This window comes from Inquilinus limosus (assembly GCF_002195995.1).
GTDB lineage: Bacteria > Pseudomonadota > Alphaproteobacteria > DSM-16000 > Inquilinaceae > Inquilinus > Inquilinus limosus_C.
In genome coordinates, this window is record NZ_NHON01000045.1 from 19,206 (window position 1) to 32,803 (window position 13,598).

The window sequence follows — 13,598 nt, forward strand, 5'->3', positions numbered from 1 at the left end:
GGATGACAAAGCCCCCCCCCAGCGCCAGGCGTTGCAACGGCGCCGGGCAGTCCGGAGGCGCACTCCCGCAGCCACTCCGAGGAGCGCCAGTCCCCGTCCGGGCAGGGACTATCGCCCGTCCTTGTCCACGGCCATATCCGCCGCTCGCCGCCCCGGCTCCAACCGTTGCGACAAGAGCCCCACACACACATACATCACGAAAACGAGCCCCGCAGCCCGCCCGATGAGAGAAGGATTGGTGAATCCAGCCAAAATCCAAAATATATACATTACACAGACAACAGAATAGATAAGGAAATTTCTGGTTCGAATTGTATAAACAAAAGAGCACATCAAAAGCATAATTGGGATCACACCGATGACACCGAATTGCATAACGGTGGCGACTATCTGCAACTCATAGCTGTAGGGCGATGCCGTTCCAATAGTCCCACGGCGGAGCAGCTGATATGGCACGTATGTTGCCAACCCTTTCCCGAAGAAGGGCTGAGTTTCGATTGAATCCACCAACGCCCTTTCTTGGGTATCGCGAATATCGTCTGAAGAATCGACGCCGACTGAAGAAAATCGATACTCGATTGCGTCACGCACCTCTTCCACAGTCAGCGCGAGTCCGCCAATCGCGAGCGTCAGCATGATAAAAACTGCCAATTGCTTTCGGCCCATGACCACGGCCGCAAAGAAGGTCGCAAAGAATGCAACAATCCAGAGATAGCGTGAATAGGCGATCAAGATTGCCGTCAAAAGAATGAAAATATAAAAAAATCTCGCCGACGGAAAAAACGAAACTCCCAACCGCTTCGAAAGCAAAGCTGCAAAAGTTACAATTGGCAATCCAAAATCTGGCGGAAAGTTAACTCTGATCAATCCAAAAAATATTCCGGTGGTCAAAAACGACACATTAAGGTTGCTCAAAATAAACGACCGAAGTGCATCCTGCCTAAGCAGCTGAACAATAATAAAGACATTTAGCACAATCTTTGCCAGCCCATATATCACATAGGCATAAATTGAAAATCTCAAAACCAGCTGGGGAGAAATAAGTTCATTTACGATAGAGTAATATAAAATCCATATAACCGCTATCGTCGAGAGAAAATTCAGTGAGTACCTTATTTGAAAAGATAGCGACTGCGTCACATCGGAATACGAAACAAATATCGCCACGATAGTGGAACCGACGACCAGCAGAATCAGGCCCAGGGCGCCGAAGGTCGGGTCCACGTCAAATCGACGGGCGATCGCGTCCTTCAGAATAAAGGCCAGCAGCGCCAGCAAAAGCAGGATCTGCACGGCCGTGACCGCGAGCGAGCTGCCGATCCCGAGGACGACGGCCACGAACAGCATCGCCACGACGGCCCTGAACATGGCCAGATCGACCCGCCCCATGGCAGGCCCCGCGGAAGGGGATGGGACGGTATGGCTATCCATCTGCCCTCGCCCGGACGTCACGGCCCGGACGCATCCAGCGTCCGAAGAAGATCAGCGAGAGAGCCAGAAGCGGCCCAAGAACGAAACCAAGAAGGATCGTCACCGGCACCTGCGGCTTGGTCGGAAGGCTCGTCACGCTGACACCGCCCCAGGTCCGGATGGCGTAGCTGTCGCTGTCGCTCAGCAGAGTCTTGCTGAGCACCACGTTCACGAGATAAGCCCGAAGCGCGTTGATCACTTCCAGATTGCTGGTCTCGGCAATCTTCTTGGTCACGAAGTCGAGCTGGGACAGATAGAGCCCTTCGTTGACCTCCTTGAGGTAGGCATCACCTTCCATCGTGATGATATTGAGCGCGCTGACAGCCAGATTCCGATCCCGGTTGTCGAAAGAGATCTTCACGAAGCCGCTGTCATTGTCCGGTTCCATCAGCAGGTTGTTGGCCAGGAAATTGGCGACGTCGATCTCGTCGGGCGGCGCCCATGGCTGGTAGCCGAACAGTTCCTTGAGGCCGCTGCTGAACTCGTTGATAAATCCCGGGGGCGCGATCCAGTGATTGCCCCTCCACCGACTCTCGAAAATCAGCTTCTCGAAGCCGTGCTTCTCCATGAGCCGCTTCGCAAAGCTGGGAGTGGTGATGACATAGAGGTACTTGTCGACCGCGTTGCTGCGCCCCGTCGGCACCGGCAGGGACAGCGCGGAAAGAGCCGCCGACAAGGATGAGCTCTGGTTGGCGTCCTGCCCTGCGGAGCCGATAACGACGGATGCCGTGTATCTCGGAACCGCGGTCGCCAGATAGAAGCAGACCAGGAACCAGACCAGCAGGACGACGACAGCGGCGATGAGAACTTCCCATTTCGAAATGGAAAATCTTCTGGTAACAGGCCGGGCTCGTACCACAAGGTCAGGAGCGCTCTGGCCCGAGAGTTCACGCGTCACTGTCATGGAATCTCCGTTACAGATCCTGCTTGCCTTGATTGCTGCTCCAGCCTCAGGCAGCCAGCGTGCATCGATCCGCCGATCGCACGAGCCCACACCTGCCGCTCCGCCATCGGGCGTTCCGGCCTATGCGAGGCAGCTTCAATCCAAGTCCCGCTCGGGGAAGCTCTGAGGATCCTCTTGCGATCGCCCATTTCGAGGGCACATACGTCTACAATGCCGCAGCCGCGGCGATCAACTCCCCAAGTTCCTTTTCCGAGTCGGCGGCTGCGCCCCCTCCGGTCCAGCATCATGCGTCCCTCAAGCCGCATCCCTCGCCCCGTTCCCGTTCCCGTTCTCAGCGCAGGCCGCTGTCCCGGCGGATGATGGCGGGCTCGGCAAAGGTCTTGAACAGCTTGCCCGGCAGATAGGACAGGGCGAGGCCGGCGAGCGGCTTGACCCCGCCGCCCAGCCCGTAGGAGGTCCGGAACGCGTCCGCCGCCTCGCGCGTGCGCCCGACCGCCAGCAGCCGCGTGCCCTGGGTGAAGGACTGCGCCGCCTGCGCCTCCTTCGGCGCATCCAGCCGGCGGCACAGGTCGATGATGCGCTGCCGGGCCTCGAGGCTGGCCGCGTGCCGGGTGGAGATGCTGTTCGGCGTCGCGCAGACGACGACGCGTGGGACCGCGTCGTGGTGCAGCTCGCCCCGCTGCGCCAGGCGGATGCACAGCTCCCAATCCTGGAAACGGGGCATGGCCGGGTCGAAGCCGCCGATGGCCTCGAGCTCCGACCGGCGGGCCAGCAGGGTCTGGGTGCTGATCAGGTTGCGCCGGAACAGGGTCCGCCCGACCTCGGCCGGCGGGACCTCGACGGCGACAGGCAGCACCGCCGCACGCGCGCCGGAAAGATAGATGAAGTTGCAGAACGTCGCGACCGCCGCGGGCCCGGCCGCCTGCAGCCGCTCCACCTGGCTGGCCAGCTTGGTCGGCAGCCAGAAATCGTCGCTGTCCTGGAAGGCGACCAGCGGCGCCGTCGCCCGTTCCAGCCCCAGATTCCGCGCCCGCGCGCCACCGCCATTGCTCGGCGCCCGGACCACGCTGAGGCGGGGATCGTCGATCCGCGACAGCCGCGCCACCGTGTCGTCGGTCGATGCGTCGTCGACGACCAGGAGCTCGAAATCCTGGAACGTCTGCTGCAGCACGCTCCGCACCGCAGCCTCGATCGTCTGCGCGCGGTTGTAGGTGGGGATGATGACGGAGACCTGGGGCATCGTTACGTCCTCGAAATGCGCGTCCGGCGCCCTGGAAAGCTCGTCGGAATGCGATGGTCCGGCCCGTCATGTCACCAGGATCTGCCCCAGAGACTTCTGCCACTTGGTCTTGACCAGCCCGTTGCGGATCAGGAACAGCTTCCGCTCGAATTTCGGCATCGATTTGACCGCGGCGTACCGGGTGAACAGCGCCCGCGTCGCCTCGTCCATCCGGTCGCCATGGCGGGCGAGAAACGCCGCCGCCTGGTCGATCGTCTTCTGCACCGAGGCGGCGGCCCCGCCCCCGGCCAGCACGTCGATCATCTGCCGGTAGATCGCAGCCGCGCCCCAGCGCTTCGCCCCGATGGCGTTGCCCCCGTGCTGCCGGTACAGGATCGTCTGCTCCGGCAGATGGGCGATCGCGCCGAAATTCGCGGCGGCAAGGGCGATCCACCAGTCGTGCATGATCGCCTGCGGCGGCACCTCGCCCACCAGCCGCAGCAGGGCGCGGTTGATCATCGCGGTGCAGCCGGTGACGTTGTTCTCGACGATCAACCGGCGCACCGATGTCTGCTCCGGATCGATGCCCTGCGACCGCCACATCGACTCCGCGATCGGCGCCAGGTCGGGGCCGACGACGCGGAGATCAGTGTGCACCAGGACTGGCAGCTCCGCTCCCCGCACCGCCTCGACCGACCGCATCAGCCGCAGCGTCCGTTCGATCTTCGTCGGCAGCCAGACATCGTCCTGGTCGCAGAACATGACATAGTCGGCCCCGGCCTTGCCCATCAGCCGCGAGAAGTTGATGCTGGCGCCGTGCGACGCCTCGGCGCTGAAATCGTGGAAGTCGAGCCGCCCGAATTTCGGGCGGTAGGCGTCCACCACCGCGCGCGTCCGGTCGCGCGACCCGTCATCCCCGATGATGACGTTCACGCGGGCATGGCTCTGCTGCAGCAGCGAATCCAGCAGCGGGGGCAGGAAGGACTCGCCATTGTAGGTGGCCACGAGCACATCGACCTCGGGGCCGCCAGCGTCTGTCGAACGATCGTCGGTCATCTGCGTTTCACAAAGATTTTCCCGCCCGCCCGGGCCGCGGCCCGGCAGGCCACCTCATTCATCGCGACGCGGCCCCGCTCCTATCACGGTCGTGCCGGCTTGGCCATGCCCGTGGGCGCCGGCTCTTTCCTACCGGAACATTCCGACAATCTCTGGGCAGGGTGGCCACAGACCTTGGCGATCGGCGGCACGATGTGGCAGACACTGCCATCTTTCTGACCGATGGGCGTGAAATATCCGTCGGTGACGGCGTGGTGCTCGCGGGCTTGAAGGCAGGATTCCCTGATCATGGACAGTGACAAGCGGACCGTGCTGGTGACGGGCGGCGCCGGCTATATCGGCAGCCACGCCTGCAAGACCTTGGCTGCGTCCGGCTTTCTTCCGGTCACCGTCGACAACCTGTCGCGAGGACACCGCGACTTCGTCAAATGGGGACCGCTTGAGCAGGCGGATATCGGCGACGAAGCCGCGCTGGACCGGGTGATGGCGCGGCACAAGCCCGTCGCCATCATGCATTTCGCGGCCCTGACCTATGTCGGCGAGTCGGTGACGGAACCCGCCCTGTACTATCGCAACAACGTCTCGGGCTCGCTGTCCCTGCTCGAGGCGGCGCGGCGCCACGGCGTCGGCAATGTGGTGTTCTCCAGCACCTGTGCGACCTACGGTCCGCCCGAACGCAGCCCGATCGCCGAGGACACGCCGCAGCATCCGATCCATCCCTACGGCGCGTCCAAGCTGATGATCGAGCGCATGCTGGCCGATTTTGCCGCCGCCTACGGGCTGCGCTGGGCCGCGCTGCGCTACTTCAATGCCTGCGGTGCCGACCCGGACGGCGAGATCGGCGAGGCGCACGACCCCGAGACCCATCTGATCCCGCTGGTGCTGATGGCCGCAGCCGGGCATCGCCCGCATATCGAGATCCTCGGTGACGACTACCCCACGCCGGACGGCACCTGCATCCGCGACTACATCCATGTCACCGACCTGGCGGACGCCCATGTCCGGGCACTGCGCTACCTGATCGACGGCGGGCCTTCGCGCGCCTTCAACCTGGGAACCGGCACCGGCCATACGGTGCGCGAGGTGATCGCCGCGGTGGAGAAGGTGACCGGCCGGTCCGTCCCGGTGCGGCTGTCGCCGCCCCGACCGGGGGACTCGCCGAGCCTCGTCGCCGATCCCCGCCTCGCCGACTCCGCCCTCGGCTTCCGGCCCCGCTTCGGCCTGGAGGAGTCGATCCGCACGGCCTGGCGCTGGTACCTCAAGCAGTCCGGGGGCATGGAGGCTTGACCGCCGGACGGCGGATCGCCGCCCAGCCCGCCCGCGGCGTCGTGGCGGGCCGCCGATCTCCCATCGCCCGCGGGGACCGATCCCGCTATGGTCGCCCCACCTTTCCCGTGCGGGAGAGCTCGGCCCGGCCGTTCATTCCTGTCCGACGCGCAGCCTAGGCACGCCATGTCGAAACGTTTGGAGACCCGCGTGGTGCGGGCGGCCCCCTGGGCGGCGGCGGAAGCCCTGTCCAACGCCGTCACCGGCTTCGCGTCGGTCCTCGTCGCCGGCTGGTTCCTGGCCCCGGTCGATATCGGGCGCGCCGGGATCGCCATCAGCATCGTCATGCTGCTCGGGCTGATCTCCGGCTTCGGCATCCAGGAATCGCTCGTCCGCCACCGCTCGGTGCACACCAGCGTGACCGACACGGCCTTCACCGGCCTCGTCGGCATCGCCCTGGTCGCCGTCGCCGCCTGCTGGATCCTGGCCTTTCCCGTCGGCTGGCTGTTCGACGACCCGCAGGTGCCGTTGCTGCTCGGCACCATGAGCCTGCTGCTGCTGCTGAACGCGGCGATGGCGGTCCCGGTCGCCATCCTGACCCGCAAGATGCGGGCGAATGTGCTGACCCGGCGCATGATGCTGGCCCGGGTGGCGCAGGTGGCGGGCATCGCCGCGCTGGGATACGCCGGCCTCGGCGCCTGGGCGATGATCGGCGGCATGCTGTTCTCGAACGCCCTCTCGGTCGTCGTCCTGTGGGCGGCGATGCCGCGGCGGCCCCGCTTCCGCTTCCATGCGCACGAGTTCCGGTCGCTCTCCTCCTTCGGCGGGTCGATCAGCCTGGAGATGCTGCTGTGGCAGGGCACGTCGCGCGCCTTCGCCTTGATGGTCGGCTATTTCCACGGCACCGCCGCGCTCGGCTACTTCCAGTTCGCCCAGCGGCTGGTGGAGGAGGCCGGGAACCTGATCCAGGGCAACATCGTCCGCTTCGGCCTGTCCTTCTTCTCCGACCTCGAGCGGTCGTCACGGGACCCGAGCCGCGTCTTCCTGGCGGCAACCGGCCTGATCACCGCCTTCGGCGGCCCGATGTTCATCGGCCTGCTGCTGGTGGCACCGGACCTGGTGCCGCTGGTCTTCGGCGCCAAATGGGTGCCGGCGGCACCGCTGGTGCAGATCTTCGCCGCAACCTGGTTCTTCCTGCTGTCGCGGGCGCTCGTCGGCCCGCTGCTGCGGGCCAAGGGGCGGCAGAACATCCTGGTGCTGTACGCCTTCGTCGCCTGCGTGATCACCCTGACCAGCGGCCTGGTGACCGCGCAGATGCCGCTGGTCCTCGTCGTCCTCGGCTGGGCGTCCCGCAACCTGGTCTCGCTGCCCTGGAGCTATCTGATGGTCGGGCGGTACGGCGGCATCCCGGCCGCCCAGCAGTTGCGCGCCGTGGTGCGGCCGCTGCTGCCGATGGTGCTGATGGCCATCTTCGTGATCGCGACCCAGATATTGCTGCGGGACGCCGGCACCGGGGCGCGCCTGGCCGCCAGCATCGTCGTCGGGCTGCTCGTCGCCGCGGTCTCGATGCGGGTCTTCAACTGGGATCTGATCGCACCGCTGCGGTCGATGATAGGCCGGGCGCGGCAGCAGGGCAGGAACGCCTGACCCGGAATCCAACGCCGGCTCCTTGCCCCGGCGCAGGATCTATCGCATGGTCGGCAGCCTGCACGGCAATTGGAGGGATTGTCTGATGCCCGTCTCGGCCGCACGTCGCCTGGTCCGCCACGCCCGTCTGGCGCTGCTCCGGCAGACATTGGGGGATGCCACCAAGGCCGTGCTGCGCGAGCGGCTGACCTATCTCTCTCCGGTCAAGCTGCACCGGCTCGAAGCGGCGCTGCGCCGGGTCCGGGACGACAGCATCCCGGGCGACCTGATCGAGTTCGGGGTCGCGCTCGGCGGCAGCGCCATCCTCCTGGCCAAGACGGCACAGGGCGCCGGCCGCAGCTTCCACGGTTTCGACGTGTTCGGCATGATCCCGCCGCCGACCTCCGACAAGGACGACGCCCGGTCCAAGCAGCGCTATGAGACGATCGCCTCGGGCGGTTCGAAAGGCATCGGCGGCAGCGACGACTATTATGGCTATCGCCAGGACCTCTACGGCGACGTCTGCCGGTCGTTGGCCCGCCATGGCCTTGCCGTCAACGGCAGCACCATCATGCTGCACAAGGGGCTGTTCGAGGACACGGTGCCGGCGGCGCCGCTCGGGGCGGTCAGCTTCGCCCATATCGACTGCGACTGGTATGATCCGGTGCTGTACTGCCTGACCGCGGTGGCCGACCGGGTCAGCCCCAGCGGCATGATCCTGATCGACGATTATCACGACTATGCCGGCTGCCGGACCGCGACCGACGAGTTCCTGGCGCATCGCCGCGACTTCCGCTTCGAGGATGGGGAGAACGTGCTGCTCCGCCGCATCGGCTGAGCATGGCTGCCGCCGGCGGGCGGCGAACGGCATCTCGGCCATGAGATTGCCACGCCTTCCGGCTCTATTCTATATAGAACCTTCCGCGGCCGAGCATCACCAGGAAAAGCCCTTTAGCATGCATGGAATGGATTATCTGAAGGATCGGCTTTCGGTCATCGACCAGTATATCAAGCCGGGCAGCAAGGTCATTTACATCGACTACCCCATGCATCTCAATGTGGGCGACATCCTGATCATGAAGGGGACCGAGGCGTTCTTCCGGGATCGGAAGTACGACGTGGTCAGCCGCTATTCGACATTCGGATTCCCGGAGAATCCGGCGCATTTCCCCAAGCTGTCCCGGGACACCACCATCATCCTGCACGGCGGGGGGAACTTCGGCGACATCTACCAGTCGCACCAGGTGCTGCGGCGGAATGTGGTCGAGCATTATCCGGACAACCGGATCGTGATCTTCCCGCAGACCCTGTTCTTCAGCGACGAGGCCGAGCTGCAGCACACCGCGGAGGTCTTCACCCGCCATCGCGACCTGCACTTCCTCGCCCGCGACCAGCGCACCTACGATACCTTCAGGCGAGCCTTCTCGAACAATGTCGAGATGTGCCCGGACATGGCGCATTTCCTGTGGGGCAGCTTCCCGGTGAAGCAGTACGGCGCGGGTCCCGTGGGGGCGAAGACGCTGTGGATGATCCGCCGCGACGTCGAGCAGTCGGACGTCCCCGAGCAGTTCCGGGGAACGGTCGAGCATCCCGTCGACTGGGAGGATCTGTGCAACGGGCGGGACCGGTTCCTCACCCGCCTGATCGTCAAGGCCGACCGGACCAACGCCAGGCTCGGGCGCAAGACATTCCCGACCGACGCCGCCTGGTATCGCTTCACGGATGCGCTGGTCGACCGCCTGAACCGCCGGATCCTGCAGCACGACCGGATCGTCACCTCGCGCATGCACGGCCACATCCTGGGGTGCCTCCTGGGCATGAGGACGACGCTGCTCGACAACTCCTACGGCAAGAACTCCACCTACTACCAGGCGTGGACGAACCGGGTCGAGACCTGCGACCTGGTCAAGGCCTAGGCGGGACCCCGACGATGCCGAACCCGCCCCGCCTGTCCGTCGTCATCCCCTGCTACAATGTCGAGGCCTATGTCCGGGAGGCGATCGACTCCGTCGTTCATCAATCCTCCCCGGCCGACGAGATCGTGATCGTCGACGACGGCTCGACCGACAGCACCGGACGGCTGGTGGAGGAGCTCTACGGCCAGCTGGGCAATGTCCGCATCATCCACACCGAGAATCAGGGCCTCGGCGCGGCGCGGAACGTCGGCACCGCCGCCGCGACCGGCGACTTCATCTACTATTTCGACTCCGACGACATCCTGGCGGACGGGCTGTTCGCCGATTTCCGTGCCACGCTCGAGGCCCATCCGGACCTCGACCTGTTCTGCTTCTCCGGCCAGTCCTTCCTGGACGGGCAGAACCAGGACGGCAGCCACGCCCTGATCGATTACCGCCAGCGCACCGAGGGGCGGTTCCCGAGCGGGGAGGATCTGCTGAACTTCCAGGTGGGCCGGAAGAACTACCTGCCGACCTCATGGCTGTATATCCATCGCCGTGCCGTGTCCGACCGGCACGGCCTCGAATTCCTCTCGATCTTCCACGAGGACGAGGAGCACACGCCGCGGCTGTTCGTGCGATGCGGCCCGGCCTTCGTGCGCGACAAGGCGTATTTCCAGCGGCGGCTGCGCGCCAATTCGATCATGACCCGGCGCAAGTCGGAACGACATATCTACGGCTATTTCTGTGCCGCCAGAACCCTGGAGGCGATGCTGCGGACGGAAGGCCTGAAGCCGGAGACCTATGGCAGCCTGCGCCGGCTGGTCGTCCGCGTGCTGACCAATGCGATGATCGCGATCCGCACCAGCGGCCTGGCCCTGAACGACCCGGCGCTGGCCGCCTTTCCGGCCACCGTCCGCCGCTATGCCGCGGGCAGCCCGCAGCTGTTCCTGCTGACCTTCTGCTATCCGGCCTTCGTCGCGGCGAAGGCGGCCAAGGGGGCGCTGCGGTCGGCCGGGGCCATCCGCTGAGCCGGAACCGACGACCGGGGCCATAGACGGGCAGACGGCGCCTCGCCCGACCGCGCTCCGATGAGGATCGATTTTCGATTTTTCGTGGGATCATTGTTGCGCCCCATGTGTTTAATCATTTCGGCGGCGGGGCGGCGCATCCCAGGCACCGACGTCACGGTGTCGCCACGATCATCCGTCATCCACGGGCGAATGATTTGTCGGGCGACCTGCCCTTCGAGGCGCAGCCGGCGGATGTTTTTGAACCTTTCCTAGGAATGAGTGCGGCTGGATCGCGATGAAAGATTGCCGTTATGATGCTGCATTGCACAACGTGACGAGCGCAGCATGACGTCCCTCGACGGAAAGAAGTCATTGCCGGCGCTCGAGCCGTCGATCGCCGAGAATCGCGTGGCGCTGGTCATTCCGACGCTGAATGCCGCGAAGCATCTCGATGTCCTGATCCCGGCCCTGCAGGCGCAGTCCTTCCAGCCCGGAACCCTGCTCGTCATCGATTCCAGCTCGACCGACGACACGGCCGAGCGCTTCACCGCAGCCGGCGCCGAGGTGATCGTCATCCCGCGTGCCCAGTTCGACCATGGCGGCACCCGCCAGCGCGCGGTCAATCGCCTGTCGCCGCGGGTCGAGGTGGTGGTCTTCCTGACCCAGGATGCGGTGCCGGCCGACAGCGACACCATCGCCCGCATCGTCGGCACCTTCGCCGACCCCGAGCTGGGCGTCGCCTATGGCCGGCAGCTGCCGCATCACGGCGCCGGCGCGATCGAGGCCCATGCCCGGCTGTTCAACTATCCGCCGGACAGCGTCGTGCTGCGCCCGGAGGATGCCGTCAGCGCCGGGATCAAGGCGACCTTCTGCTCCAACTCCTTCGCCGCCTATCGCCGGCGGGCGCTGGAGATGGTCGGCGGCTTCCCGTCCGGCACCATCTTCGGCGAGGACGCCGCGGTGACCGGCCGCATGCTGCTGTCGGGCTGGGCCAAGGCCTATGTCGCCGAGGCGCAGGTGCACCATTCGCACAGCTACAGCATCGGCGAGGAGTTCCGCCGCTATTTCGACGTCGGCGTGATGCACGCCCGCGCCCCCTGGCTGCTGGAGCGCTTCGGCAAGGCCGGGGGCGAGGGCCGGCGCTTCGTGCGGTCGGAGCTGCGGCACCTGGCCCGGCACCAGCCGCTGCAGATCCCGTCGGCGATCCTGCGCAGCGCGGTCAAGCTGGCCGCGTATCACTGCGGCCGCCGCGAGGCCCGCATCCCGCGCCCGCTGAAGCGGCGGATCAGCCTGAACCGGCGCTACTGGGCCTGACGGCGAGGCCGGGACGACCGCCCCGCATCGCACGGTGTGACGGCGGGGCCCCTTCCCGCCCGGCCCGCGATCTGCTTTAGAGGGGCGATGAGCAAGCCAGCCCCCGACCAACCCTCCCGTTCCAACGCGGCGCAGATGGCGTCGCCCTCCTATCGCCTGCCGGAGCTCGACCAGGATTTCCTGCTCGGCGATTCGACGCGCGGCGTGCGCCTGATGCTGGAATACGCCAAGGCCGAGGAATCGCTGCGGGCCTGGGGCGTGCGCTCCACCATCGTGGTCTTCGGCAGCGCCCGCACCGCCGAGGACGGACCCGGCCGCCACGGCCACTGGTACGCCCAGGCGCGTGAGTTCGGCCGCATCGCGTCCGAGCGCGGCGGAGCCCTGACCGACCATGGCGGCCTGCGCGACAACGTCATCGCCACCGGCGGCGGCCCGGGCATCATGGAGGCGGCGAATCGCGGCGCGGTCGAGGCCGGGGCCCCGACCATCGGCTACAACATCACCCTGCCGCATGAGCAGGAGCCGAACGCCTGGTCGACCCCGGCGCTGACCTTCCGCTTCCACTATTTCGCCATGCGGAAGATGCATCTGGCGATGCGGGCCAACGCGCTGGTGGTGTTCCCCGGCGGCTTCGGCACCTTCGACGAGCTGTTCGAGCTCTTGACCCTGCGCCAGACCGGCAAGTCCTCGGCCCTGCCGATCGTGCTGTTCGACCAGGCCTATTGGCGCGCCGTGATCGGCTTCGACGCGCTGGTCGAGCACGGCATGATCGACGCCCGCGACCTGGAGCTGTTCCGCTTCGCCGACAGCGCCGAGGAGATCTGGTCGATCCTGGCCGAGCAGGGGCTGAACCGGCGGTCGTGACCACACCGGCGCGGCCCGCGGCATTTTGCGAAATGTTTGCCCGGATATAGCGACGCTGTAAGATTGCGCGCGACAGGCCGGCGCCCGCCCGGCCGGCATAGGGAACGGGGAACAGGACAATGCGGATCACTCGACGCGGCTGGCTCGGCGCGCTGCTGGCCGGCGTGCTGGGCGCGGCTGCCGGCTTCGGCGCCCCGGCGGGCGCCCAGGCGCAGGACATCACGGTGTTCGCCGCTGCCAGCCTGAAGGACGCGCTGGACGACATCAACACCCACTGGCAGGCCGAGTTCAAGCACAAGGCCGCCATCTCCTACGCCGCCAGCTCGGCGCTGGCGAAGCAGATCGAGGCCGGGGCCCCGGCCGACGTCTTCATCTCGGCCGATCTCGACTGGATGAAGTACGTGGCCGACCGCAAGCTGATCAAGCCGGAGACGCAGTCGACCCTGCTGGGCAACCGCATCGTGCTGGTGGCGCCGAAGGAGTCGACGGTGCAGCTGACCATCGGCCCGAATTTCGAGCTGGCCAAGGCGCTGGGCGACGGCCATCTGGCCATGGCCGACGTCAAGGCGGTGCCGGCCGGCAAGTACGGCCAGGCGGCGCTGGAGAAGCTGGGCGTCTGGGATGCGGTCAAGGACAAGATCGCCCAGGCCGAGAATGTCCGCGCCACCCTGGCGCTGGTGTCGCGCGGCGAGGCCCCGCTGGGCATCGTCTACCAGACCGACGCCGCGGCCGACACGGGGGTCAGGATCGTCGGCACCTTCCCGGCCGACAGCCACCCGCCGATCCTGTACCCGGTGGCGGTGCTGGCCAGCAGCAGCAAGCCCGAGGCCCAGGCCTTCGTCGACTACCTGAAGTCGGCTGCCGCCAAGCCCCTGTTCGAGAAGCAGGGCTTCACGGTGGTGGCGCAGTAAGCCGGGGCGCCTGGCCCGGACATGCCCCTTCCATCCTCCCCTCCCCTTGCGGGAGGGGAG

12 protein-coding genes are annotated in these 13,598 nt (G+C 66.0%); 8 read left to right on the forward strand and 4 right to left on the reverse strand.

The window, feature by feature from the left end; all coding sequences use genetic code 11:
- Window positions 1-108 precede the first annotated feature (108 nt).
- The 4 genes from BWR60_RS21715 to BWR60_RS21730 all read right to left on the reverse strand — a co-directional run bounded on the left by BWR60_RS21715 (window position 109) and on the right by BWR60_RS21730 (window position 4,649).
- Window positions 109-1,431, reverse strand: coding sequence for an O-antigen ligase family protein (locus BWR60_RS21715; RefSeq protein ID WP_144445697.1), 1,323 nt, complete (start codon window positions 1,429-1,431; stop codon window positions 109-111).
- Complete coding sequence (locus tag BWR60_RS21720; RefSeq protein WP_144445698.1) at window positions 1,424-2,374, reverse strand: hypothetical protein; 951 nt, start codon at window positions 2,372-2,374, stop codon at window positions 1,424-1,426. Before BWR60_RS21720 ends, BWR60_RS21715 begins: the two co-directional genes overlap by 8 nt.
- 331 nt (window positions 2,375-2,705) lie before the next feature.
- The gene (locus BWR60_RS21725) at window positions 2,706-3,614 is read right to left on the reverse strand and encodes a glycosyltransferase family 2 protein (protein ID WP_088153107.1); all 909 of its coding nucleotides are present in this window, start codon (window positions 3,612-3,614) and stop codon (window positions 2,706-2,708) included.
- A 66-nt stretch (window positions 3,615-3,680) separates the two neighbouring features.
- Window positions 3,681-4,649, reverse strand: a complete 969-nt coding sequence (locus BWR60_RS21730) for a glycosyltransferase family 2 protein (RefSeq protein ID WP_088153108.1) — start codon at window positions 4,647-4,649, stop codon at window positions 3,681-3,683.
- A gap of 288 nt (window positions 4,650-4,937) precedes the next feature.
- On the opposite strand from BWR60_RS21730, the gene galE reads away from it, so the two are divergent.
- From galE to modA, 8 genes are all read left to right on the forward strand, one after another.
- Window positions 4,938-5,936: a UDP-glucose 4-epimerase GalE gene (gene galE / locus BWR60_RS21735; RefSeq protein WP_088153109.1), complete on the forward strand. Its 999-nt coding sequence runs from the start codon at window positions 4,938-4,940 to the stop codon at window positions 5,934-5,936.
- A 165-nt stretch (window positions 5,937-6,101) separates the two neighbouring features.
- Window positions 6,102-7,562, forward strand: coding sequence for an oligosaccharide flippase family protein (locus BWR60_RS21740; protein WP_179221885.1), 1,461 nt, complete (start codon window positions 6,102-6,104; stop codon window positions 7,560-7,562).
- A gap of 85 nt (window positions 7,563-7,647) precedes the next feature.
- On the forward strand, window positions 7,648-8,379 hold the full coding sequence (locus BWR60_RS21745; protein WP_179221886.1) for a TylF/MycF/NovP-related O-methyltransferase: 732 nt from the start codon (window positions 7,648-7,650) through the stop codon (window positions 8,377-8,379).
- 127 nt (window positions 8,380-8,506) lie between these two features.
- On the forward strand, window positions 8,507-9,457 hold the full coding sequence (locus BWR60_RS21750) for a polysaccharide pyruvyl transferase family protein (RefSeq protein ID WP_088153112.1): 951 nt from the start codon (window positions 8,507-8,509) through the stop codon (window positions 9,455-9,457).
- Between the two features lie 14 nt (window positions 9,458-9,471).
- Window positions 9,472-10,467: a glycosyltransferase family 2 protein gene (locus BWR60_RS21755; protein WP_088153113.1), complete on the forward strand. Its 996-nt coding sequence runs from the start codon at window positions 9,472-9,474 to the stop codon at window positions 10,465-10,467.
- Window positions 10,468-10,794: 327 nt separating this feature from the next.
- Complete coding sequence (locus BWR60_RS21760; RefSeq protein WP_179221888.1) at window positions 10,795-11,763, forward strand: glycosyltransferase family 2 protein; 969 nt, start codon at window positions 10,795-10,797, stop codon at window positions 11,761-11,763.
- Window positions 11,764-11,850: 87 nt separating this feature from the next.
- Window positions 11,851-12,627 (forward strand): TIGR00730 family Rossman fold protein, encoded by a 777-nt coding sequence (locus tag BWR60_RS21765; RefSeq protein WP_218823611.1) that lies wholly within the window; start codon window positions 11,851-11,853, stop codon window positions 12,625-12,627.
- Window positions 12,628-12,746: 119 nt separating this feature from the next.
- Window positions 12,747-13,538, forward strand: a complete 792-nt coding sequence (gene modA / locus BWR60_RS21770) for a molybdate ABC transporter substrate-binding protein (RefSeq protein ID WP_088153115.1) — start codon at window positions 12,747-12,749, stop codon at window positions 13,536-13,538.
- Window positions 13,539-13,598 lie beyond the last annotated feature (60 nt).

Excerpts from the sequence above, each read along its gene's own strand:
- BWR60_RS21715 (WP_144445697.1), bottom strand. The coding sequence starts at position 1,431 with ATGGATAGCCATACCGTCCCATCCCCTTCCGCGGGGCCTGCCATGGGG.
- BWR60_RS21720 (WP_144445698.1), bottom strand. The coding sequence starts at position 2,374 with ATGACAGTGACGCGTGAACTCTCGGGCCAGAGCGCTCCTGACCTTGTG.
- BWR60_RS21725 (WP_088153107.1), bottom strand. The coding sequence starts at position 3,614 with ATGCCCCAGGTCTCCGTCATCATCCCCACCTACAACCGCGCGCAGACG.
- BWR60_RS21730 (WP_088153108.1), bottom strand. The coding sequence starts at position 4,649 with ATGACCGACGATCGTTCGACAGACGCTGGCGGCCCCGAGGTCGATGTG.
- galE (WP_088153109.1), top strand. The coding sequence starts at position 4,938 with ATGGACAGTGACAAGCGGACCGTGCTGGTGACGGGCGGCGCCGGCTAT.
- BWR60_RS21740 (WP_179221885.1), top strand. The coding sequence starts at position 6,102 with ATGTCGAAACGTTTGGAGACCCGCGTGGTGCGGGCGGCCCCCTGGGCG.
- BWR60_RS21745 (WP_179221886.1), top strand. The coding sequence starts at position 7,648 with ATGCCCGTCTCGGCCGCACGTCGCCTGGTCCGCCACGCCCGTCTGGCG.
- BWR60_RS21750 (WP_088153112.1), top strand. The coding sequence starts at position 8,507 with ATGGATTATCTGAAGGATCGGCTTTCGGTCATCGACCAGTATATCAAG.
- BWR60_RS21755 (WP_088153113.1), top strand. The coding sequence starts at position 9,472 with ATGCCGAACCCGCCCCGCCTGTCCGTCGTCATCCCCTGCTACAATGTC.
- BWR60_RS21760 (WP_179221888.1), top strand. The coding sequence starts at position 10,795 with ATGACGTCCCTCGACGGAAAGAAGTCATTGCCGGCGCTCGAGCCGTCG.
- BWR60_RS21765 (WP_218823611.1), top strand. The coding sequence starts at position 11,851 with ATGAGCAAGCCAGCCCCCGACCAACCCTCCCGTTCCAACGCGGCGCAG.
- modA (WP_088153115.1), top strand. The coding sequence starts at position 12,747 with ATGCGGATCACTCGACGCGGCTGGCTCGGCGCGCTGCTGGCCGGCGTG.